The sequence below is a fragment of the Pedobacter cryophilus genome, assembly GCF_005116455.1.
Taxonomy (GTDB): domain Bacteria; phylum Bacteroidota; class Bacteroidia; order Sphingobacteriales; family Sphingobacteriaceae; genus Pseudopedobacter; species Pseudopedobacter cryophilum.
The window spans coordinates 300,156-325,851 of record NZ_SWBP01000001.1 but is presented as its reverse complement, the minus strand read 5'-3'; the positions used below and the strand labels follow the sequence as shown (position 1 = coordinate 325,851).

At 33.9% G+C, this 25,696-nt stretch carries 14 protein-coding genes and 1 tRNA gene; 7 read left to right on the top strand and 8 right to left on the bottom strand.

All coding sequences use genetic code 11. The annotated features are described in order from the left end of the window. The first annotated feature begins 12 nt into the window (after positions 1-12). On the top strand, positions 13-3,363 hold the full coding sequence (gene mfd, locus FA046_RS01340; RefSeq protein ID WP_136824564.1) for a transcription-repair coupling factor: 3,351 nt from the start codon (positions 13-15) through the stop codon (positions 3,361-3,363). Positions 3,364-3,644: 281 nt separating this feature from the next. Here the strand turns inward: mfd and FA046_RS01335 are convergent, their stop codons facing one another. Continuing rightward, entirely contained in the window at positions 3,645-4,163 is a 519-nt protein-coding gene (locus FA046_RS01335; protein ID WP_136824563.1) for a DUF6252 family protein, read from the bottom strand. A 311-nt stretch (positions 4,164-4,474) separates the two neighbouring features. Here FA046_RS01335 and FA046_RS01330 point away from each other — a divergent pair, with 311 nt between their 5' ends. Beyond that, positions 4,475-5,425 (top strand): DUF3078 domain-containing protein, encoded by a 951-nt coding sequence (locus FA046_RS01330; RefSeq protein WP_225870858.1) that lies wholly within the window; start codon positions 4,475-4,477, stop codon positions 5,423-5,425. Positions 5,426-5,435: 10 nt separating this feature from the next. On the opposite strand, the gene FA046_RS01325 is transcribed toward FA046_RS01330, so the two are convergent. Then, positions 5,436-6,734 (bottom strand): UDP-N-acetylmuramoyl-tripeptide--D-alanyl-D-alanine ligase, encoded by a 1,299-nt coding sequence (locus FA046_RS01325; RefSeq protein ID WP_136824561.1) that lies wholly within the window; start codon positions 6,732-6,734, stop codon positions 5,436-5,438. 108 nt (positions 6,735-6,842) lie between these two features. Between FA046_RS01325 and FA046_RS01320 the strand changes: the two genes are divergently transcribed. Continuing rightward, positions 6,843-9,362 carry a M14 metallopeptidase family protein gene (locus FA046_RS01320; RefSeq protein WP_136824560.1) on the top strand — a complete coding sequence of 840 codons (2,520 nt, stop codon included), beginning with the start codon at positions 6,843-6,845 and terminating at the stop codon, positions 9,360-9,362. Between the two features lie 221 nt (positions 9,363-9,583). Here the strand turns inward: FA046_RS01320 and FA046_RS01315 are convergent, their stop codons facing one another. The 4 genes from FA046_RS01315 to FA046_RS01300 form a co-directional block, all read right to left on the bottom strand. Continuing rightward, positions 9,584-12,010 carry a TonB-dependent receptor gene (locus FA046_RS01315; protein ID WP_136824559.1) on the bottom strand — a complete coding sequence of 809 codons (2,427 nt, stop codon included), beginning with the start codon at positions 12,008-12,010 and terminating at the stop codon, positions 9,584-9,586. A 128-nt stretch (positions 12,011-12,138) separates the two neighbouring features. Beyond that, the gene (locus FA046_RS01310; protein WP_136824558.1) at positions 12,139-14,571 is read right to left on the bottom strand and encodes an outer membrane beta-barrel family protein; all 2,433 of its coding nucleotides are present in this window, start codon (positions 14,569-14,571) and stop codon (positions 12,139-12,141) included. Between the two features lie 148 nt (positions 14,572-14,719). Then, a complete protein-coding gene (locus FA046_RS01305) occupies positions 14,720-16,369 on the bottom strand; it encodes a PspC domain-containing protein (RefSeq protein WP_136824557.1) in 1,650 nt (549 codons plus the stop codon). A 4-nt stretch (positions 16,370-16,373) separates the two neighbouring features. After that, a complete protein-coding gene (locus tag FA046_RS01300; RefSeq protein ID WP_136824556.1) occupies positions 16,374-16,736 on the bottom strand; it encodes a PadR family transcriptional regulator in 363 nt (120 codons plus the stop codon). A 342-nt stretch (positions 16,737-17,078) separates the two neighbouring features. On the opposite strand from FA046_RS01300, the gene FA046_RS01295 reads away from it, so the two are divergent. After that, positions 17,079-20,234 (top strand): SusC/RagA family TonB-linked outer membrane protein, encoded by a 3,156-nt coding sequence (locus FA046_RS01295; protein WP_136824555.1) that lies wholly within the window; start codon positions 17,079-17,081, stop codon positions 20,232-20,234. 17 nt (positions 20,235-20,251) lie between these two features. Then, on the top strand, positions 20,252-21,742 hold the full coding sequence (locus tag FA046_RS01290; protein WP_136824554.1) for a RagB/SusD family nutrient uptake outer membrane protein: 1,491 nt from the start codon (positions 20,252-20,254) through the stop codon (positions 21,740-21,742). A gap of 50 nt (positions 21,743-21,792) precedes the next feature. Here the strand turns inward: FA046_RS01290 and FA046_RS01285 are convergent, their stop codons facing one another. Both FA046_RS01285 and FA046_RS01280 read right to left on the bottom strand, forming a co-directional pair. Further along, entirely contained in the window at positions 21,793-22,200 is a 408-nt protein-coding gene (locus tag FA046_RS01285) for a DoxX family protein (RefSeq protein WP_136824553.1), read from the bottom strand. 4 nt (positions 22,201-22,204) lie between these two features. Next, entirely contained in the window at positions 22,205-23,098 is an 894-nt protein-coding gene (locus FA046_RS01280; RefSeq protein ID WP_136824552.1) for a S66 peptidase family protein, read from the bottom strand. 268 nt (positions 23,099-23,366) lie between these two features. Here FA046_RS01280 and metG point away from each other — a divergent pair, with 268 nt between their 5' ends. Together metG and FA046_RS01270 are read left to right on the top strand one after the other, a co-directional pair. Next, a complete protein-coding gene (gene metG, locus FA046_RS01275) occupies positions 23,367-25,430 on the top strand; it encodes a methionine--tRNA ligase (protein ID WP_136824551.1) in 2,064 nt (687 codons plus the stop codon). 46 nt (positions 25,431-25,476) lie between these two features. After that, positions 25,477-25,548: transfer RNA gene (locus FA046_RS01270), tRNA-Arg, on the top strand. Positions 25,549-25,696: the final 148 nt, after the last annotated feature.

Here is a 25,696-nt window from a genome sequence, read left to right as displayed (position 1 = left end):
CAATTACCGTAAATGAATATTAAAGAGATATTAGATTTATATAAAACTGATGAGCGAGTACTTGCTTTGGCAAAAGTTGTTCAATCAAAAAATTCAAGAGTTCAGTTAAAAGGCTTAATAGGTTCTTTAGATGCATTTGCTGCTGCGGCACTTTATTGTTTAAATCATAGCAATATGGTTTTTGTGCTGCCAGATAGGGAAGAAGCCAATTACTTTCAGGCAGATTTAGAAAGTTTAATGGATAAAACGGTGTTGGTTTTTCCATCATCTTACAGAAAATCTTTCGACTTTACCCAAACCGACTCTGCAAATGTACTCATGCGAGCCGAGGTTTTAAATGATCTTAATCATGCCACTGAATTTGGAAACCTAATTGTAACCTATCCCGAAGCTTTAGCAGAAAAAGTAATTGATAGAAATTCGCTCATTAAAAACACCTTAGAAATTTCTATCAACAATAAGCTCAGTATCGAATTTATTAATGAGTTTTTAATTGATTATGATTTTGATCGTACAGATTTTGTTTATCAGCCTGGTCAATTTTCTGTTCGTGGAGGCATTGTAGATATTTTTTCTTTCTCGCATGATTTACCGTACAGAATAGAGTTTTTTGGAGATCATATTGAAACCATCAGAACTTTTGAGATTGAAAGTCAGCTTTCGGTAGAACAAGTAAAATCTATTACGATTGTACCTAATGTGCAGGCTAAATTTTTAACAGAAAGTAATATCTCTATATTAGAATTTTTGGATAAAGATGCCATTGTATGGTTTAAAGATGTAGAGTTTACACTCGATGTGATTAAAGCAGGTTATAAAAAGTCTACCGAATTATGGAAAGCTTTATCTGCCGAACAAAAGCAACAAAACCCAGATTGGATTGATCCAAAATTTGCTTTTACAGATGAGAAAATGATTTCAGATCAGCTGAATGATTTTCCGGTGATAGAGTTTGGAAAGCAGTTTTTTTACCATGCAACCACCGTAATTAATTTTGATGCAAGGCCACAGCCGTCTTTTAATAAAGATTTTACCTTGCTTATCCATAATATCAAACAAAACGAAGCTCAAAGAATCAATAATTTTATCCTTACTGATTCCGCCAAACAGCAAGAACGTTTATTTGCCATTTTTGACGATTTAGATAAAACAGTGAAGTTTGCGCCCATCAATATTTCTATCAGAGAAGGGTTTATAGATCACGAACAAAAAATAGCTTGTTATACAGATCATCAAATATTTGATAGGTTTTATAAATATAAATTGAAGCGAGGTTATGCCCGTTCCCAAGCCATCACTTTAAAAGAACTTAGAGACCTAAAACCAGGCGATTACATAACCCATATAGACCACGGAATTGGAAAATATGCTGGTTTAGAAAAGGTGACGGTAAATGATAAAGTGCAAGAAATGATTAGGCTGGTTTACGCCGATAATGATTTGCTTTATGTAAATATTAACTCTTTAAACCGCATTTCTAAATATACCGGTAAAGATGGCCATGTGCCTAAAATGAACAAATTAGGGACAGATGTTTGGGATAAACTGAAGAAAACCACAAAAAAAAAAGTTAAAGATATTGCCCGAGACCTGATTAAACTTTATGCTTTGCGTAAAACTCAAATGGGAATGGCTTTCTCGCCTGATACCTATTTGCAAAATGAGTTAGAAGCATCTTTTATTTATGAAGATACGCCAGATCAGGAAAAAGCTACAGCCGATGTAAAAAAGGATATGGAATCTCCGCACCCAATGGATAGGTTGGTTTGTGGTGATGTAGGCTTCGGAAAAACAGAAATTGCCATAAGGGCAGCCTTTAAAGCCGCAACAGATGGCAAACAGGTGGCTATTTTAGTGCCTACCACTATTTTGGCGATGCAGCATTACAAAACTTTTAACGAAAGATTAGCTGATTTCCCCGTAAGGATAGATTATATCAACAGATTTAAATCATCAAAACAAGTTAAGGACACTTTAGAAGCCTTAAAAGCTGGTAAAGTAGATATCATTATAGGAACGCACAAACTGGTAAGTAAGGATGTAAAATTTAAAGATTTAGGTCTTTTAATTATTGATGAAGAGCAAAAGTTTGGGGTAACCGTTAAAGAAAAATTAAAGCAATTTAGAGCCAATGTAGATACGCTTACGCTTACCGCTACTCCAATACCAAGAACATTGCACTTCTCTTTAATGGGCGCCAGAGATTTATCTATTATGCAAACCCCGCCACCAAACAGGCAACCCGTTTTAACAGAATTACATGTTTTTAATGAAAAATTGATTAAAGAAGCGGTAGAATTTGAATTGGATAGAGATGGACAGGTTTTCTTTATTCATAACCGAGTAGCAGATTTAAGGCAATTAGGTGGATTGATTCAGAAATTAGTTCCAAAGGCAAAAATAGCTATTGCGCATGGGCAGTTAGAAGGCGACCAGTTAGAAGATATTATGCTGGCTTTTATTGATGGTAAATACGATGTTTTAGTGGCCACCACCATTATAGAAGCAGGTTTAGATGTGCCCAATGCAAATACCATGTTAATTAACCATGCCCACATGTTTGGTTTGAGTGATTTACACCAAATGCGAGGCAGGGTAGGACGTTCTAACAAAAAAGCTTTTTGCTATTTGTTAAGTCCGCCGTTATCTACTTTAACTCCCGAGGCTAGAAAAAGATTAAGTGCTATTGAGGAGTTTTCTGATTTGGGTAGCGGTTTCAACGTGGCTATGCGAGATTTAGACATCCGCGGAAGCGGGAATCTTTTAGGAGCCGAGCAAAGTGGTTTTATTGCCGAAATTGGTTTTGATATGTACCATAAAATTTTGGACGAAGCCATTCAGGAATTAAAAGAAGACGAGTTTAAAGGTGTTTTTCCTGATGATAAACCTAGAGCTTTTGTGAGTTTTACGCAGGTAGAAACCGATATGGAATTATTAATTCCGGATGAATATGTCACCAACATTCAAGAACGATATAACTTATATACTGAGCTTTCAAAAATTGAAAATCAAAATGATTTAGAAGCTTTCGGTAGAGAATTGCATGATCGTTTTGGGCCAATGCCAAGGCAAGTGCGAGATTTATTAAGAACCGTGGAGCTGCAATGGATTGGTAAGGAAATTGGCTTAGAAAAAATTAGCTGGAAAAAAGGAGTATTAAGAGGTTATTTTATCAGCGATAAGCAATCAAAATATTTTGAGACCGAATCTTTTGGTAGGATTTTACAGTATGCACAACAAAACCCTAGAAAAGTAAATTTGAAAGAAGTAAAAAGTACTTTACGTATTGCGATTGAAGACGTAAGGAATATTGATGATGCCATGATGGCCTTAGAGCAAATGAGAGATCCTGTTTTAATTTAATTGTTTCTCATTTATAATTTCTGATAAATTTCAGTTCCGTTCAGTAATTAAAGATAATTATTAAAATTATCTTAATTATTTATAGCATCACGTTACTGTTATAGGTTTATTGCCAATAGAAAGAATGTGGTGATATTATTCCGGACACAGTCCTCAGTTTTTAAAAAGCATTTAAGTGATCCTAGCGGAACACTTAAACGAGGATGGTATTGAAGACGTTAGAAATATTGATGATGCCATGATGGCCTTAGAGCAAATGAGAGATCCTGTTTTAATTTAGATTATCTTAATCTTAAATCAAACCTTCCATCTGTAATGGAAACTTTGTCATTTGGATCGTTTTTATTAGTGGCTTCAAATGAAAAAGTACCAGATACAATTTTATTTGCTAAATCTAGTTTAGTGATTTTTACTTCTCCAATATTTGATGTTCTAGAATTATATTCTTTATTGTCTGGGGCACTAATGAAATACTCCCCATATCTAAAATCGCTACCGCTGAATATATACACGCCGATTGAATTGATTTTATAAATCGTTAAATAAATTTTTTTGGATGGATTTGTTTTCGAGTAATTAGTTAAAATTTTGAGATTGTAGAAATTCGGATCTTCATTTAAGACAAGTGAAGTACTTATTGCATCAACTGAAAAAGCTTCATTATTAGGAATTAGGATTTGTCCGTTTACTTTACAAGAAAAAGTATTCGCTCCTATTTGAGTAGCTTTAGTTAATTTCTCTTTCTCACATGATAAAAGAAAACAACTAAGAATGAGAGTAAAAAAAGTTAATTTTTTCATAATTAAAATTTGTTGAAGATGATTTTTTTAAATACAATAGATATTTATCTAGAGTTTCTGTATAGAGTATTTCATGAGGATAAAGGTATTACGAGTAAATGAAACTAAAGATACAGATTTGATAATAGTAATATTATTAAACAGATAAAGCTAAAAGCACATTAGCTCAAATTTTAATTTAGGAGGTTTAATTTAAGCCTTTCTCATCATTAATTTCAATTAGATTTCAGTAATCCTTCTTAAATTATTTCCTTTGCGGTATGAATAAATGCAAATTCAGTGTTTGCTTTCTTTTAATAGTTGCTTTTTTATTGTCTTTTAAGTCGGTTTTGGCTCAAAGAGAAAAAATAGAACCTGTTGAGGTAAGCAGTTTGCAGCCTAAAAAGAATCCATTTTATACCCGGCCTCCCTTATTTTATATTTATAAAAGAAACCTTTCTTTAAGTGTTTTAAACCTCAAAGTTAATTATTGGAAAACCAAAGGTAGTTTTGGAATTAACCTTAATCAGGCTGCTTTTAGTGATAACTGGAGTAGCGGAGGGGTAAATTCTATTGCTTTAGGGGCATTGGTGAATTATAAAGGCGAGTATAATAAAGACGGAATGAATTTTACGTCGGAGATATTAATGCAATATGGAAAACTAAAGAACCAAGGGCAGTTAGAAAGAAAAACCAACGACAGAATATTTTTTGATAATAAAGCTGCCATGTCTTTATCTAAAAACTGGAGTGTATTTGGTTCTATAAGTTTTGAATCTCAGTTTGATTTAGGTTATAGCTTTGGAAAAGATGCTCAGGGAAAAGAAACCAGAAAAGTTATCTCTAATTTTTTAGCTCCGGGATATTTAACCGAATCTTTTGGGTTTGAATATAAGCCAAAAAAGTATTTTAGTTTAAGATTGGGTACAGGAACGGCTAGGCAAACTTTTATGATAGATACTGCTTTGTATAGAAATAATCCAAAAAACTTTGGGGTACCCGTTGGCGCAACATTTAGAAATGAGCTGGCTTTTCAGGCTGTAGCAAATTTTGATAAGGATATTGCCGAAAATTTAAATTTAAAATCGAGGTATCTGCTTTTTGCAGCCTATGAAAAATTAAACAACATAGATCAAAGATTAGATGTAACCATAACAGCAAAAGTAAACAGATTGATTAATGTTACGGTTAACGGCACTGCTTTGTACGATGATGATTTTAGCGGAAAAATACAATCTAGCCAGAGCATGTCTTTAGGTATTTTATTTAGGATACCCCGGTAAATTTCATTAGTTATAATAACTCCATCAGGCTTTCTAACTTCATACTTCTACTGCCTTTTAACAAAACTAAAGCGTTTTTAATTGGTTTTTTCTTTAATTCGGCAGCTGCTTCTAAAGTGGTTTTAAAGAAAAAAGTATCAGCTGATGCATTCAGCTTGTAAAATTCTTGCCCTATAAAAATAGTCTTATAAAAATGTTGCTCTAAAGCTTTTTGTAGGATATTTTCATGCTCAGCAGCGGCTTCATCGCCAAGTTCAAACATATCTCCTAAAATAATCACCTTTTCGTTGGCAGCTAGCTTGGCTAAATTTTCTATGGCAACCAACATGCTGCTTGGGTTGGCATTATAATAGTCGCCAATTACGGTGTTGTTTGCTGTTTTAATAATTTGAGATCGGTTATTTTGCGGTTCATAAGTGTTAATCCCTTGGTTTATTTCATCAGCCGATAGGCCAAACGCTAAACCAATAGTAACAGCGGCTAAAATATTTTCAAAATTGTAAATACCCGTCAGTTTAGAATGTACCGTATAGTTTTCTCCTTGATGTCTCCATTTCACTTCCAAAAAAGGGTCGTTTTTAATTAATTCGCCACTTACATCATTAGAAGGATGAGTGCCGTAATAAACAATTTTATCTAGCTTTCTAGTTTCGGCCATGCCTAATAAATGCGTATTGTCTTTATTGATAAATGCCGTACCGTGGTTCTTTTCCAAAAAATTATAGAGTTCTCCCTTCCCCTTTTTTACGCCTTCAAAACCGCCAAAACCTTCTAAATGTGCTTTTCCAACATTGGTAATTAAGCCGTAATTGGGTTGGCAAATATCACATAACAGCTCAATTTCTTTTTGGTGATTAGCGCCCATTTCTATTATCGCAACTTCCGCCTCGGGTTTAATTTCTAAAAGCGTTAAGGGTACGCCAATGTGGTTATTGAAATTCCCTTTGGTGGCATGTGTATTCAGTTTTTGAGAAAGTACACTGTAAATTAATTCTTTGGTAGTGGTTTTTCCGTTAGAGCCCGTAAGCCCAATTATCGGTATGTTAAGTTGCGTTCTATGGTGCTTAGCCAATTGCTGCAAAGCTATTAAAGTATCATTTACCAATATAAACCTATTGTCTTTTTGATATTCAACATCGTCTATCACTGCAAAAGCAGCTCCGTTTTCTAACGCTTGTAAAGCAAAAGTGTTGGCGTTAAAATTTTCACCTTTTAAGGCAAAAAATAAACAACCCGGAGTAATTTTTCTGGTATCGGTACAAATTGTTGGGTGTAAAAGGTAATGTTGATACAATTGCGCAATGGTCATGTGTAATTTTTTATTTACAATATTAGTTTTGTAGGGCTTATTTCCCAAAAATAAGAGGAATTATTAAACATCGTTTTTTTAACAAGGCTAAATAGTTAGTTTAGTAATATGAAAAAACTTCTATTTTCCTTTTGCTTGCTCATTACAGGTATATCCTTCACATTTGCGCAACAAAAACTGCAATCTCCTGATGAATTTTTAGGTTACCCGCTAGGGTCTAAATTTACGCTTCACTATAAAGTGGTGCAGTATTACCAATATTTAGCCGCAAACTCTAAAAATGTAAAGTTGCAATATTATGGTAAAACAAACGAAGGCAGAGAGCTTTTAGTGGCAATGGTAGCCAATGATGAAAACATCAACAAATTAGAAGAAATTAGAAAAAGTAATTTAGCTAACGCTGGTTTTGAAGGCGGAACGGCAATGGCTAATCAGCCTGCAATTGTATGGTTGAGTTATAATGTACATGGTAACGAGTCGGTTTCTACAGAAGCTTCTATGAAAACCATTTATGATTTGTTAGACCCAACTAATACCAAAACTAAAGCATGGTTAAAAAATACCGTTGTGGTGATAGACCCATGTATTAACCCTGATGGGAGAGATAGATATGTGAATTTTTATAATCCGGTGGCTAATTTAATTTCAGATCCAAAGGCTTACGCCCGTGAGCATAGAGAGCCTTGGCCAGGAGGTAGAGCAAATCATTATTATTTTGATTTAAACAGAGATTGGGCTTGGCAAACACAAATAGAAACCAAGCAAAGATTAGCTTTATATAGCAGTTGGTTACCCCAAATTCATGTTGATTTTCATGAGCAAGGCGTAAACGAACCTTATTATTTTGCGCCTGCTGCCGAGCCTTTTCATCAGGTAATTACGCCTTGGCAAAGAGAGTTTCAAACCATTATAGGAAAAAATAACGCCAAATATTTTGATCAAAAAGGTTGGATGTACTTTACTAAAGAACGTTTTGATTTATTGTACCCTTCTTATGGAGATACTTATCCAATTTACAATGGGTCTATTGGGATGACTTTTGAACAAGGTGGCGGTGGAGTAGCAGGTTTAGCTATTTTGAATGAAGAAGGAGATACTTTAACATTAAAAGATAGAATTGCACACCATTACACTACCGGACTTTCTACTGTAGAAGCTACTGCTAACCATGCAGATAAAGTAGTGGTTGAGTTTAAAAAATTCTTTAACGATTCAAAAAACAATCCTCAAAGCGAGTATAAAACCTATGTAATTAAAAGCGAGAATACAGATAATGCCAATAAATTAGCTTCATTATTGAAGACTAACGGAATAGAAGTAGGTTACGGAGTTTCAAAATCTGCCAGTGGATTCAATTATTTTTCTGGTAAAACCGAGACTTTTAACATCGCTTCTTCAGATTTGATAGTGAATTTATATCAACCAAAATCTGTTTTGGCTAAAGTATTATTAGAACCCCGCACTTTTGTTGCCGATTCTAATACTTATGATATTACTGCTTGGGCTTTACCTTACGCTTATGGTTTGCAGGCTTACGCCATTAAAGAATCTATTAAAGCTACACAGCAAATTGCACCACCAATGCCTCCAAAAGCCCCAGAGGTTACTGGAAGTGCTTATGCCTGGATTGCCGAATGGAAGTCTTTAAATGATGTTAAATTTTTAGCGGCCTTGCTTAAAAACAACATTAAAGTAAGATATACCGAAGTGCCTTTTGAAGTAAATGGTAAAAAATTTGGAGCCGGGTCTTTAATTATTGCTAAAACCAGTAATGAAGCTATGGGCGATAAATTAGAAGCTTCTTTAATGAAAATAGCCAATGAAAGTGGAGAAGATTTAACCAAAATAAACAGTGGTTTTGTAGATAAAGGTGCTGATTTTGGATCTGATAAAATTAGATTTATAAACAAACCAACTGTAGCAGTTTTAGCTGGAGATGAAGTAAATTCTTTAGCTTTTGGCGAAGTTTGGCACTTTTTTGAGCAACAAATTGGGTATCCAATTACGGTAATTAAAACTTCTGATTTAGGTAGAGTAGTATGGAACGATATTCAAGTACTTATTGCGCCTGATGGTTACTACCAAAATTTAGATAACGAGAAAATTCAGGAATGGATTAAAGCTGGCGGTAAATTAATTGCCATTGATGGTGCTGTAAAGCAACTGGCAGACAAAAAAGGGTTTTCTTTAAAATCTAAAGAAGAGAAAAAAGAAGGAGAAAAGGACGCTGCCAAAAAAGATGCTTATGATCTAATTAAGCCTTACGCTGATAGAGAGCGAGCCAGTATTGTAAACAACATTCCTGGGGCTATTTATAAAATTGATTTAGACAATACGCACCCATTAGGTTTTGGTTTCCCCTCTTATTATTACACTTTAAAGTTAGATGCCAACACCTATAATTTCTTAGAAAATGGTTGGAATGTTGGAACCGTTAAAAAGAATAACTATGTAACTGGTTTTGCCGGAACTCAAACCAAAAAGAAAATTCAAGACGGAACTTTATTGGCCGTTGAAGAAATTGGAAGAGGCTCTGTAGTTTACATGGCTGATAACCCATTGTTTAGAAGCTTTTGGGAAAACGGAAAATTGTTGTTTAGCAATGCCGTTTTTATGGTTGGGCAATAATTAAAAATATTTTTGGAAAAGCAGGGTTCAACTTAAATTTAAGTTAGCCCTGCTTTTTTTATAGACTGAGGTTGGCTTGAATTTGAATAAGTAGCACAAGCCTATGTAAGCTAAACCCGATTGCAGCAATTACCGTAATGGGTTTTGTGAGAGAAGGCCTGTAATGCGTAAAGCGGGGCTACCGCTAATAGTTGAACAGGAACTTGCTTTTCAAATTATTCTTATTGTCCTACTCTAGATTTTTCTTCGGCTGCGCCAACTTTTCTTTGTCGATAGGCTTTCACTTCTTTTTTACCAAATTTATAGCTAAAGCTGAGTCTGAAACTACGGGTTTCGGCTTTCTCTTTGGCGTTTAAATCTAAATTGTAAAAGTTGGTACCGTATCTGTTGCTGTTGGTGTCAAACAAATCGGTAGCTAAAAACCTAATGCTTCCTTGTTTATTTAAAATAGATTTAGAGATGCCAAAGTTGACATAATAAAGCGGCTTAAAGGTGAAAATGCCATAAGAAGTAGGGCTTTCGTAATGCATATTAGCCATAGCATTAAAACCTTTTGGAAGCGTTAAAGTATGATTTAGAGTGACTAAAAAGCTAGTGCTCTCGTTATTAATTTGTTTTTTTTGGTTGTTGGTGTATTTAAAAAATTCGTAATAAGCTTGGGTGTTAAAATCTATATCCCACCAAGATGCAAGGGTGATTGGAATGCCAATTTCAAAACCTAAGGTTTGGCGGTAATCAAAATTATTTCGGCTGGTTGTTGCGGTTTGTGTGGCGTTATCTTGTTCATAAACAACGTAAGCAAAGTCTTTGATGTAGTTGTACTGCAAGCTAAAATTGTATTTCGACTTAATTTCCCAGTTTATTTTAGAGGCATTAATGTAGGATGGCGAAAGCGAAGGATTTCCTTGATTATAGGTGTATTGATCTAAAAAATAGTAAAACGGATTAAGATCTTCATAACGTGGTCTGGTGATTCCTCGGCTAAATGAAAAGCTAATTTTATGATTTTGGTTGAAATCTAAAGCATATAATAAATTTGGGAAAAGGTTGAGGTAGTTTCTATCTATTAACTTAGTTGTTAAAGAAGTATCTCCCTTGGCAATGGTTTGTTCGGCTCTTAAACCTATTTCTAAATTGCTTTTTTCTGTTTTAGTTTTAAAGCTTATAAAGCCGGCATAAATTTGCTCTTTATAATTAAATAAAGTACTTGGGTTAAAAATATAATTTTGGCCAGAGGTAATATTTATATTTCTTTGGCTTGATGTTTTTACCCAACTGCTTTTTAAACCGGCATCTAATGATGAATTTTTATTAATAGGATTTGAAATATCAGCTTTAATAGACAAAATATCAATTTGAGAAGGGCTTAAGTTGTTAAATTGCAATGGGGATTTAAACTCAAAACCGTTGTTGTCTAAATAAATGCTTCCTAAATTTTCGTCAGATTTTCTGGCGTAATTAAGGTAATCTACATCGGCTTTTAAGCTGGTGCCTTTTTTACCAAGATTGCCAGCATAATTAATGTTGGTAGAAATATTGTTAATTCTTCTGTTTTCTAAAGAGGTAGATAAAATGGTAGAATCTTGAATACTATTATTAAAAATTAAGCTTTTGTTATGCTCATCAGACAGCATTTTATTGCTAAAGGCATTCACCAAAAAACCTACCGCATGATTTTTATTCAGGTTATAATCTAATCCCAACAAAAAATTATGATTAGTCCTCGTCTTTAAATCGTTGTTTTTTATATCAAAAAGAGTTTTTAAACTGGGGTTATTTATGTTTCTACGTAGGTAGTTATCATCAACTGCTTTAATTTCGCTAAAATCATAATTGAAATAGATATTAGATTTCTCGGTTCTGTTATTTAAGCTCAAACCAGCATTATATCTATAATTTCGGCCTAAGCCACCGCCAAAAGAAGCGGTACCGTTTGCGCCAATATTTTTTCCTTTTTTGAATTTGATGTTGATGATTCCACCGTTATTCGCAGCATCATATCTGGCCGAAGAGCCATTTAATAATTCTATTTGTTCTATATTATTGGTGGGGATGTTTTTAAGAAACTCTACTAAATTAATTCCCGATAGGTTGCTGGGTTTGCCATCTATATAAACAGCTACATTGTTTTTCCCTTGGATAGAAAGTTGGTCGTTATTTTCAATTCTAATGCCAGGTACGGTTTGTAATACTTCTAAACCCGAACTGCCCAATCCAAAAACACTGTTTTCTACATTGATTACAGTTTTGCCGGCTCTTCTTTCTATATAAGGTATTTTTGCCTGCACCACCACTTCTTTTAGTTGTTTTGGTTGCTTAATTATTTCTATTAAAGGAATGGTTAGCCCCAAACCTTTTTGATTAAGCTGTAATTCATCAGTAAATACAGTTTGATAACCAGTTTTAATAAAGGAAAGACGGTAATTGCCTGGCTTTATATTGAGAATTTCATAATTGCCAATAGCATCTGATAATACACTTTTTACTACTGTAGAATCTTTAACAGTAATTAGAATAACGTTTACATTCTCTATATTTTCTGATTTGGCAAATACTTTACCAGTAATTTTAAAATCTGAAGTTTGACAATAGACAAGCGCATTATTGATGATTAACAATGTAAATAGAAAACGTAATTTTTTAACCATAGGTAGGTATTAGTACAAAAATATTGTTACAGACCTGAAAAGTACGTAAAATCTTAAATATCAAGCATCAACTAAACAAAAAAAACGTCCTTAAATTTTTTAAGAACGTTTTTTTGCGAAAAAGTTGGTTAGTTTTTTATCCTGTTAGATTCATCTTCTAAGCCGGTAGCTCTTTTTCTGGCTGCTTTTACAGTGTTTTTACCAAACCTATAATTGAAAGATAAATTAAGTGTTTGAGTTTCTCGTTTTTCATTAAAGCTTATATTCATGTTACTAAAGTTTGTAGAAATTCTTTGAATTCGAGTATTAAACACATCATTTATACTCAGTTTTAGGCTTCCTTTATTTTTTAACACATTTTGTTTGAAACCTAAGTTTAAACCGTATTGTGGTTTAATAGTGAAAATACCATATTTCAGTCCAGATTGATAGTTGAAAGACATTTCAGCACTACTTGTTTTACTCAATACAAAATTTTGGTTGCTACTAAAGTTATAGGCGGTTTGGCCAGCCTGTAATTGACTGCCCGCAATTGCCGAACTAAAGCTCATGTAAAAAACCATTAAATTGTTATTAACGCTCCACCCTTTAGTAATGTTAAAAGGTGCATAAACAGAAACCCCATATTGTTTTTGCGTATCAAGATTTATGTTTTTTGCTATGGTAACCTTGGTTTCATCATTTTGCTCAGTAACGGTTGTAATGGCGTCATTAGTGATATTGTAATTCACACCAAGCGTGTATTTGCTTTTATAGGTGTAAGATGCTTCAAATGCGTTAGTAAATTGAGGGTTAAGAAATGGGTTTCCTTCCTGATAAGTAAATTCATCTAAAAAATCTCTAAAAGGATTTAAATCATCATAAGCCGGTCTGTCTATTCTGCGGCTGTAGGTTAATCCTAACTGATGGTTTTTTGATAATTGCTGAGAGATGGCCACACTTGGAAACCACTCTAAATAATTTCTATCCACTACTTTGTTTAAAGTTACCGAGTTTCCTTTTGATACGGTTTGCTCGGCTCTTAAGCCAAATTGAAGACTTGTTTTTTTAATTTCGGTATTAAAATTTAAATAGCCGGCATTAATGTTTTCTTCGTACACAAAATGATTGCTTTTGCTGATGTCGTTTTGCCACTCGTTACTTACTAAATTTGAGAATTTGAAATTATTATCGGTAGTTACCCAACTGCTTTTCCAGCCAATTTCTAAGCGGGAGGCTTTACTAATGGGATGCGTAAAATCTGCTTTTGCTGATTTAATTTCTATTTGACTTGGAGTCGAAAAATTAATGTTTAATGGATTTTTATTGATGCTTCCATCACTTTTAAAGTAGCTGTTATTTCTAAATTCATTTCCGTTTCCAAAATAATTAGAATAATCTACGTCTACACTTAATTCATTACCTAAGCTGTCAAAAGTGGTTTTGTAATTAGCATTGAAAGCATTGTTTCTATATCGTTCTAAATTGTTGCTACTTACGGCAATAGAAGAATCGAGCTGAAAAGCACCGTTTGACATGTTAGTCCCGCTTAAACTGCTTCCATCAACTCCATTTTGGTAGCCATTATACAAAACACCTATAGTGGTTTTAGGCGTTGCATAAAAATCGACTCCTATTTTATAAGAATTGCTGTTTCGGCGTCTTTCCCAATCTGTATTTTGTTGAAAGTTTGTGGTTTGAGTTTGGTAATTAACCGCTCTTTGTAGTTTTAAGCTACTTAAATTGCCATTATTACCATAATTATAGTTTCCAAAAACATTGATTTTGTTTTTGCGATAATTAAGGTTTACTCCAGTATTATATTTAGAAGTTTGGCCATACCCACTTCCGGCTGATATGCTTCCGTTTAAACCATAATTTTTATTTTTCTTGGTTTTGATATTGATGATACCTGCATTTCCGGCAGCATCATATTTAGCAGATGGATTGGTGATGAGCTCAATACTTTCAATGTTTGCGCTAGGCGTATTACGTAGCATATTAGCCAAATCAGCATTGCTCATATAGGTTGGTTTTCCATCCATCATCACTAAAACGCCTTGTTTCCCTTTCATAGCCAGATTATCATCTTTATCTATAGTTACACCAGGTGCTTTTTCAAGTATTTCTAAGGCATTGTTCCCTACGTTTAAACTGCTGTTTTCAACATTCATCACCATTTTATCTAATTTTCTTTCTATAAAAGGCTTACTTGCTGTTACTACAACTTCTTTTAAACTTCTACTCTGATCAGTTAATATTATAGTTGGGAGATCTAATTTCTCTTGTCCGTTCACCTCAAAAAACGCGGATTTTGTATTTTGAAATCCCATTAAACTCACTTCAATATAATAAGATCCAGATTTGATGTTTTCGAAGGTAAATTTTCCGCTATCATCACTAAAACCTCCTTTAACTAAAGTAGAATCTGCAGATTTATATAAAGTAATGGTGGCAAAATCTGCCGAGCTTCCGTTTTTTAATTCGGCTTTTCCATTGATGCGGGTTGTGTTTTGTGCGCTTACTTTTCCAATGGTAAAGAGGGCGACAAAAATGTAAATTAAAGTTTTTAAAGTCTTCATTTTGAGCAATATTTATCCCGTTAAGAAAATCCTAAAATTTTCTTTTAATTTGATTATCAAATTGTTAAGATTTCTTAACGGGTGAGTTTGTGTTTTTAGATTAGATGTATAAACTTTAAAAAAGGTTACACCTTTTGGCTAAAAATTTTTAAAATTTAAGTATAGTGCTTACCGAGTCTTTAATTTCATTTTCTTGGTTATACTCTTTTTGTCTTGCTATTGCTTTATCTGTTTTTTGGCAGGTAAAACCTTCTTTAGTGGCCACAACTTTAATCAAATCCTCATTGTCATCATCATAGTCTAAACAATCATACATTTGACTTTGGAAAAAGCGACTAGCAAATTGTTTTTGAATATAGAGGACTGTTCCAATTGGGATATTGAGTTTTAATCTAACCTCTTGGTTGCGCCATAAACTTCCTTCTTTTAATTCAGAGTGAGAATCAAAAACTAATAGAGAATCTTTTTGGGTATAATAATATTCTATTTGCCTAGCATTACGCAAAGCCATATCAAAGTTTTTACCTCTTGCCGAATATGTTTTGGTTAAAGTAGGTGTACCACTTTCTACTAAATGTAAATCAATATCAACTCTGTTTGGCGTATCAAAATCTCTGTCATTTCCTGTTATAGTAATAATTTTGGTTCTATTGCCATCTACAAAATCCTCTTGTATGGTTCTTTCTTCGCCCATTTGTAGGTAATAAATATTTTGCGTGTTAGTTTTTAATCCTGTGGCTTCGCTAAAGCTGGCTTCTTCTTTAAAATCTGTAGCATTTTTGGCAATACAAAAGATGCCAACAGCTAAGGCTAAAACCCAGGTCATTAATAGGCTAAAACCAATGGTTCTGGTTAGTTTTCTGCTATTAAAAAGTACTCTTATAATGAAAAGGATAATCCCTAAAAGCGGAATAAAAATAACCAAGAAAGCACAAACGTATATGGCTGGTCTTAGTGCCGGCGTAAGTGCATTAATAGGAAAAATGGTAGAAACATCTGTATTACCAGCATAACCTAAAAACACTAATAGCGCAATAAAAGCGGCGATAAGTAAAAATCCAACAAAAGTGATGATCAAAACACCAATAATTTTTAGGATTAGTTTTCCTGTACCACCTAAAAATTTTAACAAACCAGTAACCACATCTCTTATAAAAGAGCCTAATCTACCTAAGCCTGGTTTAGCATATTCATGAGCTTTAGAAATATTATGTGTGACTGCCTGAAGCTCTTCCTCCACATTTTTTTGAAAAGCCTGAAGGTTTATTTTCTCACCTTTCATTTCCATTTTATCAGTTCTACTTACCGCTTTTGGCATAATAATCCAAAGTAATAGGTAAGGGAAAAGGCCAAAGCCATAAAAGATGAAAAGCACAAAAAAGGCAATTCTTATCCATCTGGCTTCTATCCCAAAATAATGACCAACGCCAGAACATACTCCGCCAATTACTCGGTCATCAATATCTCTAAAAAGTTTTCTTTTGTTTTCAATGGGATCGGCCGTTGGGTTTGGCTCAAAATCCGATGCATTGTCGTCTCCAAAATCTTCTGTATTCCCCATTTTAGAGGTTACTAAAACTACATCAGCAGTAACAATTACTTGTTTACTTTCTTTTTCTAGTAACTCAGTAAACATTTCAGCAATTCTGTTTTCAATGTCGGTAATGATCTCAAAATTATCTTGATAAGAAGAAAAATGTCTTTTGATCTCATTCATGTAATTTTTAAGCATCTCATAGGCGTCTTCTTCAATATGAAAGATTACCCCACTTATATTTATTATAATAGTCTTGTTCATGATGTTAAGGTTTAATAGGATTGGTGTTGATATTTATAACTCTGTCTTTAATGCTGGTTTGTACAGCATAAGCTAAATCAAACCAAGTTTGATCTAATTGGTGAAGTATTTCTTTACCGGCATCAGAAAGTTGGTAGTATTTTCTGGGTGGCCCCGATGTAGATTCTTGCCAATTATAATTTAAGAGACCATTATTTTTTAAGCGGGTAAGAAGAGGGTATAACGTACCTTCTACAACTAGAAGTTTAGCCACCCTCAATTCTTCTATAATATCTGAGGCGTAAGTCTCTCCTCTAGAAATTATGGAGAGGATGCAGTATTCTAAAATACCTTTCCTCATTTGAGTTTGTGTATTATCTATTATCATAATACAAAGATATATGTTTTATTTAGTATTATGCAATACAAAGTACTAAAAAAATTTTAATGTTGATTTTAATGTGAGCTGATTGTTAATCAGTCATGTTTTAATTACAATAAATATAAAATACAGGATGCTTAGGGCGTCTTTTTTAGCAAATATTAATTAATAGACATTTTTTAATATTAGTATCATAATTATTTACAATAAAAAACTAAAGTATTGAAAATCAGATCATTGATTTTTAGTGTTAAAAATTGTTAAATAATTGCTTGTACTTAACAATTTTGTTACGGTATATTTAAAATTAATTAACACTAATAACTAACTAACATTAATTAGAATTGTATGAAAAAACTTGTACAAATTTTGTTCACGCTTTTGTTTATTGCATCTACCGCAATAGCACAAGATCGAACAATTACTGGTACTGTCACAGCAAAAGATGATGGTACACCACTGCCAGGAGTAAGTATTACTATTAAGGGTAATAAGGTAGGAACACAAACCAACTTAGATGGAAGGTATTCTATACAAGTACCTTTAAATTCTAGCGAATTAGTATTTTCTTATGTCGGTTTTATAAGTAAAACGGCAATTATTAAAGGGAGCACTGTAAATGTTGTATTAGAATCTGATTCAAGAGCATTATCTGAGGTAGTTGTAACTGGTTACGGTACGCAAAAAAGAGATGAATTCACTGGGTCAAGCGCTAAAGTATCTGGTGATGTTTTGAAAGATAGGCCAATTCAAAGTTTTGGACAAGGTTTAACAGGACAAGCCGCCGGAGTGAATATTATTCAGCCAAACGGTGTTTTAAACAATCCACCTGTGATTAGAGTAAGAGGTTTTAATTCTATTTCTTTAAGTTCATTCCCATTAATTGTGGTAGATGGTATTCCTATTGTTTCAGGCGATGTCTCTCCAAATAATGCGGCTAACAATACTTTAGGAGATATTAATCCTTCAGATATCGAATCAATAGACATCCTTAAGGATGCTGCTTCAACGTCCATTTATGGGTCAAGAGGTGCCGCCGGAGTATTAATTATCACAACAAAAAAAGGTAAGCAAGGCCAAGCTAAAGTTAATTTAGACAGTTGGTTTGGGATTACAAACCCAACAAGATTGCCTGACATTTTAAATGCTTCTGAATATATTGCGTATAAAAACGAAGCCGTATTAAATTCGAAGATTTCCGGTGGAAATGCAGCTAATCCTGCAGTAGCGTCTGCACTTTTCTTCCCAATCAATAATCCTGATGGTTCTATAGTAGATACGAGATGGTATGATGAAGTTTACAGAGAAGCCTATTCTCAAAATCATTCGCTGTCAATTTCTGGCGCTACTGATAAAACTACTTATTATTTTTCAGCAGGTTTATCAGATCAAGATGGTTTCATCAAAAGGAACAATTTTAAAAGGAACACGGCTAGATTTAATGTAAATCAAAAAGTTACAGATTGGTTGAAATTTGTAGGAAACATTAATATAACCAATTCTAAAAATGAAGCGCCAAATACAGGGTCTTTACCAGGTCAAGCTTTTGGCACTTCTGGATTAGGTAGATTAGCTGTTCTAACAGCTCCTAACGTTTATGCAGTTAATCCAGATGGATCTTATAATATTTCGAGTGCTAACCTAGTTGGTCAAGGTAATAATTTAAGTCAATCTGGTTTTACAAACGCAGCAGCAATTCTTGATTTAAACACTTTTACTTCCGAAAGTAATAGAATTTTAGCAACTGTTGGTACTACAATTAACTTAGTTAAAGGATTAACATTAACTTCTAATTATTCTGTTGATAAAATTACTACAGAAAGTATTTCTTTTTCATCTCCAGTGCATGGTGATGGCTTTACCGTTCAAGGAGAAGCAGCAAATTATTTAGGAAATAGGAATAATTGGAATTGGTCAAGTTCATTAAATTATAATAAAACATTTGCCACAAAACATAATGTTGATGCTTTAGTTGGTTATGAGGCGCAAGAATTCACTACCAGAAACTGGGGTGGCTTACGTCAGCAAGTAGCTGATCCTTTCTTCAACGATTATCAAGGTAATTATACACTTAACCAGCCTCCAGTAGGAAATGCAATTGGTCAAAGAGCTTTTGCAGCTGTTTTTACTAGATTAAATTATAACTATGGAGGTAAATATTTTGTAACAGCTAACTTAAGAAGAGATGGTAATTCAACTCTTGCAGCTGGTAGAAAATATGGAAATTTTGGTGGTGTTTCTGCTGGTTGGTTAATATCAGAAGAAGGATTCTTTAAAAACTCAAAGTTATCTGATAATATTTCTAAAATTAGAATTAAAGGAAGTTATGGAGTTGTTGGTAATGGAAATCTTCCTTCTGACTTTGGTTCAAATTTCTTATTTGGATCGGGTCTTTATGGAGCTTCTTCTACTTTAGTATTTGCGCAAGCAGGAAATACAGAATTGCAATGGGAAACTAGTAAGCAAACCAATATTGGTTTAGATTTAGGGTTTTTAAACGATAGAATATCTTTTGAAGCCACTTATTTCAAAAACAACATTGATGGTTTAATTTTAGATGCGCCACAATCCCCATCTAAAGGTATTCCTGGAAATACTATATTACAAAATATTGGTTCAATGTACAATCAAGGAATTGAACTTGGTATTAATGCATCTATTTTAGAAAAAGGAAAGTTCAAATGGAATGCAAATATCAATTATACAAATGTTAAAAATGAGGTTACATCATTAGCTACAGGTAACGCCGACATAGCTGGTGTTACATCTTTAGAAACAGCTAATATTACAAGAGTTGGCTATTCCGTTGGAAGTATAAACGCCGTTAAAACTGCAGGTATTAATCCTGATAACGGTAGAAGAATATTCATCAATAAAGCTGGTCAAATGGTTCAATATCAGCATGTTAATTTGACTGGACAAAGTAGATGGACTTTTATGGATGGATCAATTGCTCCTGCTATCACTTTGGCTGATGCTCAAATTCAAGGAAGCGCAATTCCAAAATGGTATGGTGGGTTTAACAATAACTTTTCTTACGGAAGGTTAGATTTAGGTTTACAATTTACTTATAGTGGTGGTAATGTTATCTACAATGGTTCTCAAGCAGGATTAAGAGATCAACGTTTTTGGAACAACCAGACTGATGTTTTGAGAAGATGGACTACACCAGGACAAATCACAGATATTCCAAGACCTATTTTTGGTGATAACGTCTCAAATGGCTCTGCTTTCCCAATTGATGCTAACGTTGAAGACGGAGACTTTTTAAGACTTTCTAATGCTACATTGGGATATAAATTGCCAACTAATTTATTGACTAAAGCAAAAATTGGATCAGTTAGAATTTATGCATCTGTTAACAATGCATTTTTGATAACAAATTATACTGGTTCTGATCCAGAAACTTCTACAAATGGTAATTCTAACTTAGCTCCAGGAGTAGAGAGAAACAGTGTGCCACAAGGAAGGACTTTTACTTTTGGTTTAAACGTTGGATTTTAACTTTAAAATTTACTAAGATGAAATTTAGAATATTTAAAAAACATAATCAGAAGATAGTTTTACTGTCTCTGACAACCTTATTTTTATTATCCTCTTGCGATAAAGAAATACTTAGTCCTGTCTCAGAAACGGCTATCTCAGATGCCAATGCTTTTGATACTCCTACTAGAATTGAGCAACAAATAAATGGACTTTACTCTACATTAAAAAGTGGTCAGTTTTATGGTGGCAGGTATTTAATTTATAACGATATACGAGGTGAAGAATTTATCAACAGGTTAGATAACCTTGTTACAGGTAAAGCGGTGTGGTCTCTAAACGTAGAGTCTGGCAGAGATGAAGTTAATAATCTATGGGCTACAGCCTATTCAACTATTAACAGAGTAAATGTGTTTTTAAAAGGATTAGATGATAATGCTGCTAAAATAGACCCTACTCTTTTAGCAAGTTATAGAGGAGAAGCTAAATTAATAAGAGCTTTAACTTACTATAGTTTATTACAGTTATATGCTAAACCTTTTACGTTGGATAATGGTGCTTCATTAGGTGTGCCTTTGAGATTACTTCCTGAGTCTACCGGTGCAAATAATGATTTAGTTCGCAGTACTGTTGCACAAGTTTATACTCAAATTCTTTTGGATTTAAATGAAGCGGAACCAGGTTTGCCTTCAACTTATTCAACAGCATTGTTAAACACAACAAGAGCGCATAAAAATACCGCAATAGCACTTAAAACTAGAGTATATTTAACCATGGGAAGATATGCTGATGTGATCACAGAAGGTAACAAATTGGTTCCTGCAGTTGCTCCATATAGAGCCCCTACAGGAGTTCTTCACCAGCTTCAGGCTAGTGTGGCTACTCCATATACAAATTATACAACAGTAGAGTCCATTATGTCTATGCCTATGACAGATGCAAACCCTCCAGGCACTCAAAACCAACTTGGATATTATTTTAATAAAGCTGGTTCTGGATTTGGAAACGGAGAATATTATTTGAATACTGCCTCAGCTGGAATCTTGAATAATCCATTATGGCCTGCTACGGATGCAAGAAAAACAAACTTCATTACAGTAAGTGGAGGGCAATCTTACTTAATAAAGTATAATAAAACTTCGCCATTTGCAGATTATGTTCCTGTTATAAGGTATGCAGAGGTTTTATTAAATCTTGCTGAAGCAAATGCTAGAACATCTGTTACGCCAAGTTTAAGAGCAATTGCGTTACTAAATGCAGTTAGACAAAGATCAGATGCAACATATAACTTTGACCCTACTAATCTTGCTACTCCAGCAGCATTGATTAATACAATTTTAACGGAGAGAAGAATTGAATTAATTGGCGAAGGATTTAGATCAATTGATTTATTAAGAACAAATCAAACTATTCCAGGAAAAATTAGCCCGACAGAACCTGTAAATGCAGTTGCTCCTACAGAAAAGGCATATATTTGGCCAATTCCAATTAATGAAATAAGAACAAATACATTAATTGTCCCAAACTAATCGAATATTTAAATGAGTTTAAAAAAAGTCTCCCAATTAGGGAGACTTTTTTATTTCTTATCCAAACTAAATCTCCCCGGACCAGTAAATAACAGAATAAAGAATGCAAAAGCGGTTTCAATGGCATGAGAGGCGCCCATTAAGCCGTCACCTGCTGATAAATGTTGAATTGCAGCAACTATCATGGTGAAGATGATGAGTATTGCAGCTGGTCTAAATAGTAAGCCTATTAGAATGAGTAAACCACCAACACCTTCGGCAGCACTGGCCATAAATCCCCAAAATGCAGGCATAAAGGTAATTCCCAAATTTTGCATACTGCCACCAATGGCTTCCCATTTTGCTATACCACCCATAAGTTTTGGTAATCCATGAAAAATCATCATGCCGCCAAGTCCAATTCTAGCAATCAATAATCCTTGGTCTTTGTAATTTTTAATTTTTGATAAGTAAGCCATATTTTTATTTATAAGTGATTTTTGTGCAATGGTCATTAATTTCTAATTGTACGGTCCTCCCAAAAATTAAGGCCCTATTATCTGGCAAATGTCCTGCAGGGAAATCATAACAAACCGGATAATTGTATTTTGAAATTACATCATTTATGATTTCTTGATGTGTAAAGCCAAAAGGGATGTCGTTATCTTTTAGAGAAGTAAAGCCACCAACAATTAAACCTTTTAATTGGGCTAGTTTGCCTGCTCTGTCAAGCGTCCTCATCATCCTATCAATACTGTATAAATATTCGCCAACGTCTTCAATAAAGAGGGTTTTGTTGGTATAATCTACATCTGTTTTAGATCCTAAACTGGCAATCAATAGACTCAAATTTCCTCCAATTAATTCTCCTTGGGCTATTCCTTGTTTATTTAAATTAGACGTTTCAATTTCATAAGCCAATTCTTCTCCAAATAAAACTTTTCTTAAACTTTCTAATCCCTCTTTACTACTTTCTTTAATGGTTGAGGGCATTTGAGCATGTAAACTTTGTATTCCTAAACTTTGCAGTTGAAGATGAAAAACGGTAATGTCGCTAAAACCAATAATCCATTTAGGGTTTTCAATTAAAGGAGTCCAGTCAATTTGATCTACAATTCTAATACAACCGTATCCGCCTCTGGCAGCTATTATGGCTTTAATCTCCTTATCGTTGATAAACGTTTGCATATCCTTGGCTCTTAATTCATCAGTGCCAGAAAATTGATGAAACTTAGCGTCTACAGTTTCTCCCAAAATCACTTCTAACCCCCAAGATTCTAAAAGCTGAATGGCTGCTGTCATAGGGTTTAGTAATGATTTTGCAGGACATGTGATGGCTATTTTGTCTCCTTTTTTTAAAGCTGGTGGTTGAATCATTTTTGAATATTTTCTCTTTTTTAAAGCGTTAACGATGGAAGCGGCATCCTTTTTTTGAGCGCCCTTCGACTCCGCTCAGGGTGACAAAAAAAGATAAAGCGGACAGCGTGTTAAAACGCCCAAATTAATAGGACTAATTATATTACCTTTTGGTTTGTGCATTAAATTGATTGATAAGAGATTCTATTTTTTCTTTTCTCATTCTCTTGAGCCATTCTCATAATATCAATTATCTTTGCAAATTAGTAAAACAAACAGAAATTCAGTTTTGACGGATAAAATTTTTAAAAGATATACCATTACATCGGCTTTGCCTTACGCAAACGGACCTTTACATATTGGCCATTTAGCTGGAGCTTATTTACCTGCCGATATTTTTGTAAGACACTTACGCTTAAAAAAGAAAGACGTAGTTTACGTTTGTGGGTCTGATGAGCATGGTGCGGCAATTACTATTAAGGCAAAAAAGGAGGGTACTACTCCGCAAGCCATTATAGATCAATACCATACTCAAATTAAAAAGAGTTTCGAAGATTTTGGGATTGCTTTTGATATTTACCACCGTACTTCTTCTCCTATTCATCATGATTTATCGAAAGAGTTTTTCTTGAATTTATATGAAAAAGGGGAGTTTATAGAGAAATTTTCGGATCAATATTTTGACGAAGAATTTCAGCAGTTTTTAGCGGATAGGTATATTATTGGAACCTGCCCTAATTGCGGAAACGATAATGCTTACGGAGATCAGTGTGAAAAGTGTGGTACTTCATTAAGTCCGACCGAGTTAATCAATCCTCGCTCTACTTTAAGCGGAAACAACCCGATTCTTAAACCTACTAAACATTGGTATTTGCCATTAGATAAATACCAGCCTTGGTTAGAAAAATGGTTGTTAGAAGGTAAAAAAGATGTTTGGAAAACCAACGTTTACGGGCAGTGCAGTTCTTGGTTAAAGCAGGGTTTGCAGCCTCGTTCTATGACCAGAGATTTAGATTGGGGTGTAGATGTGCCTTTAACAGAAGCAAAAGGAAAGAAATTATACGTTTGGCTAGATGCACCTATTGGTTATATTTCTGCCACAAAACAATGGGCTATTGACAATGATAAGGATTGGCAATTGTATTGGAAAAAGCAAGAAAATGAAGCCGATAATGCCTGTTTGATTCATTTTATAGGTAAGGATAATATTGTTTTCCATTGCATTACTTTCCCTTCCATTTTGCAGGCACACGGAGATTATATTTTACCAGAACAAGTGCCCGCTAATGAGTTTTTAAATTTAGAAGGCGATAAATTGTCTACTTCTAGAAATCATGCGGTTTGGTTGCATGAGTATTTAGAAGAATTCCCTAATAAGCAAGACGAATTACGTTACGTTTTGACCTCTATTATGCCCGAAACTAGCGATAGCGAGTTTACCTGGAAAGATTACCAAGCTAGGGTAAATAATGAGTTGGTAGCTATTTTAGGAAACTTTGTGAACAGGGTGATGATTTTGATGCACAAATTTTATGATGGTAAAGTTTTGGGTGGAGAGGTTTTAAAAGATCAATCTATTTACGATCAAATTGGGACTGCTTATGATGAAGTGGAACAAAATTTAAATGCCTATAAATTTAGAAATGCCATTTCTGCAATAATGGATGTAGCCAGATTAGGTAACCGTTATTTAACAGAAAACGAACCTTGGAAGGTTTATAAAGAAAACCCAGAGGCAGCCAGAGAAGTATTGCAAAATTGCTTGCATATTATTGCTCATTTGGCAACGTTAACGCAGGCATTTTTACCTAACAGCGCTAAAAAGTTGTTTTATATGCTTAACGCAGATAAAGATGGCTATTCTTACGATGAGGAAATTACCTTCGCCGATGGACATCAGCTAAACCCGGCTTCTTTATTATTTGAGAAAGTAGAAGATGAAGTGGTGGATTTCCAAATCAAAAAATTAGCAGATAAAAAAGAACAAATGGTTATTGAGCAAAAAATAGAGGTTTTACCTGCAAAAGAGAACATCAGTTTTGAATCTTTTGCGAGTTTAGACATTAGAGTCGGGACTATTTTAGCCGCCGAGAAAGTAGCTAAAACCAAGAAATTATTGAAGTTAACCATAGACACAGGGTTGGATCATAGAACAGTTGTTTCTGGCATAGCCGAGTTTTTTGAACCTGAAAATATTATTGGACAGCAAGTCAATATTTTAATTAATTTGGAACCCAGAGAGATAAAAGGCATTTTATCTCAAGGGATGATTTTAATGGCCGAAAACTCGGATGGAAAACTTACTTTTGCGACTCCAAAGGATAAATTTCCTGCTGGAAGTGTGATAAGATAAATCACGATTTTAGATTTGCTTTGCAATAGTAAATCAAAAATAGAATGGTCCCGTAGTTCAACGGATAGAATAGAAGTTTCCTAAACTTTAGATATGAGTTCGATTCTCGTCGGGACCACAAATACCTCTAATAATCTTAGAGGTTTTTTTATGTACAAATAGTCAATTATTGATTTAAAACAATGGTTTTGCCTTTATAAAATTAGTTACATGTTTGGAGATTATAAATTCCGCTGAGTTTTTTTAATGTATTGAAAATTAAAATA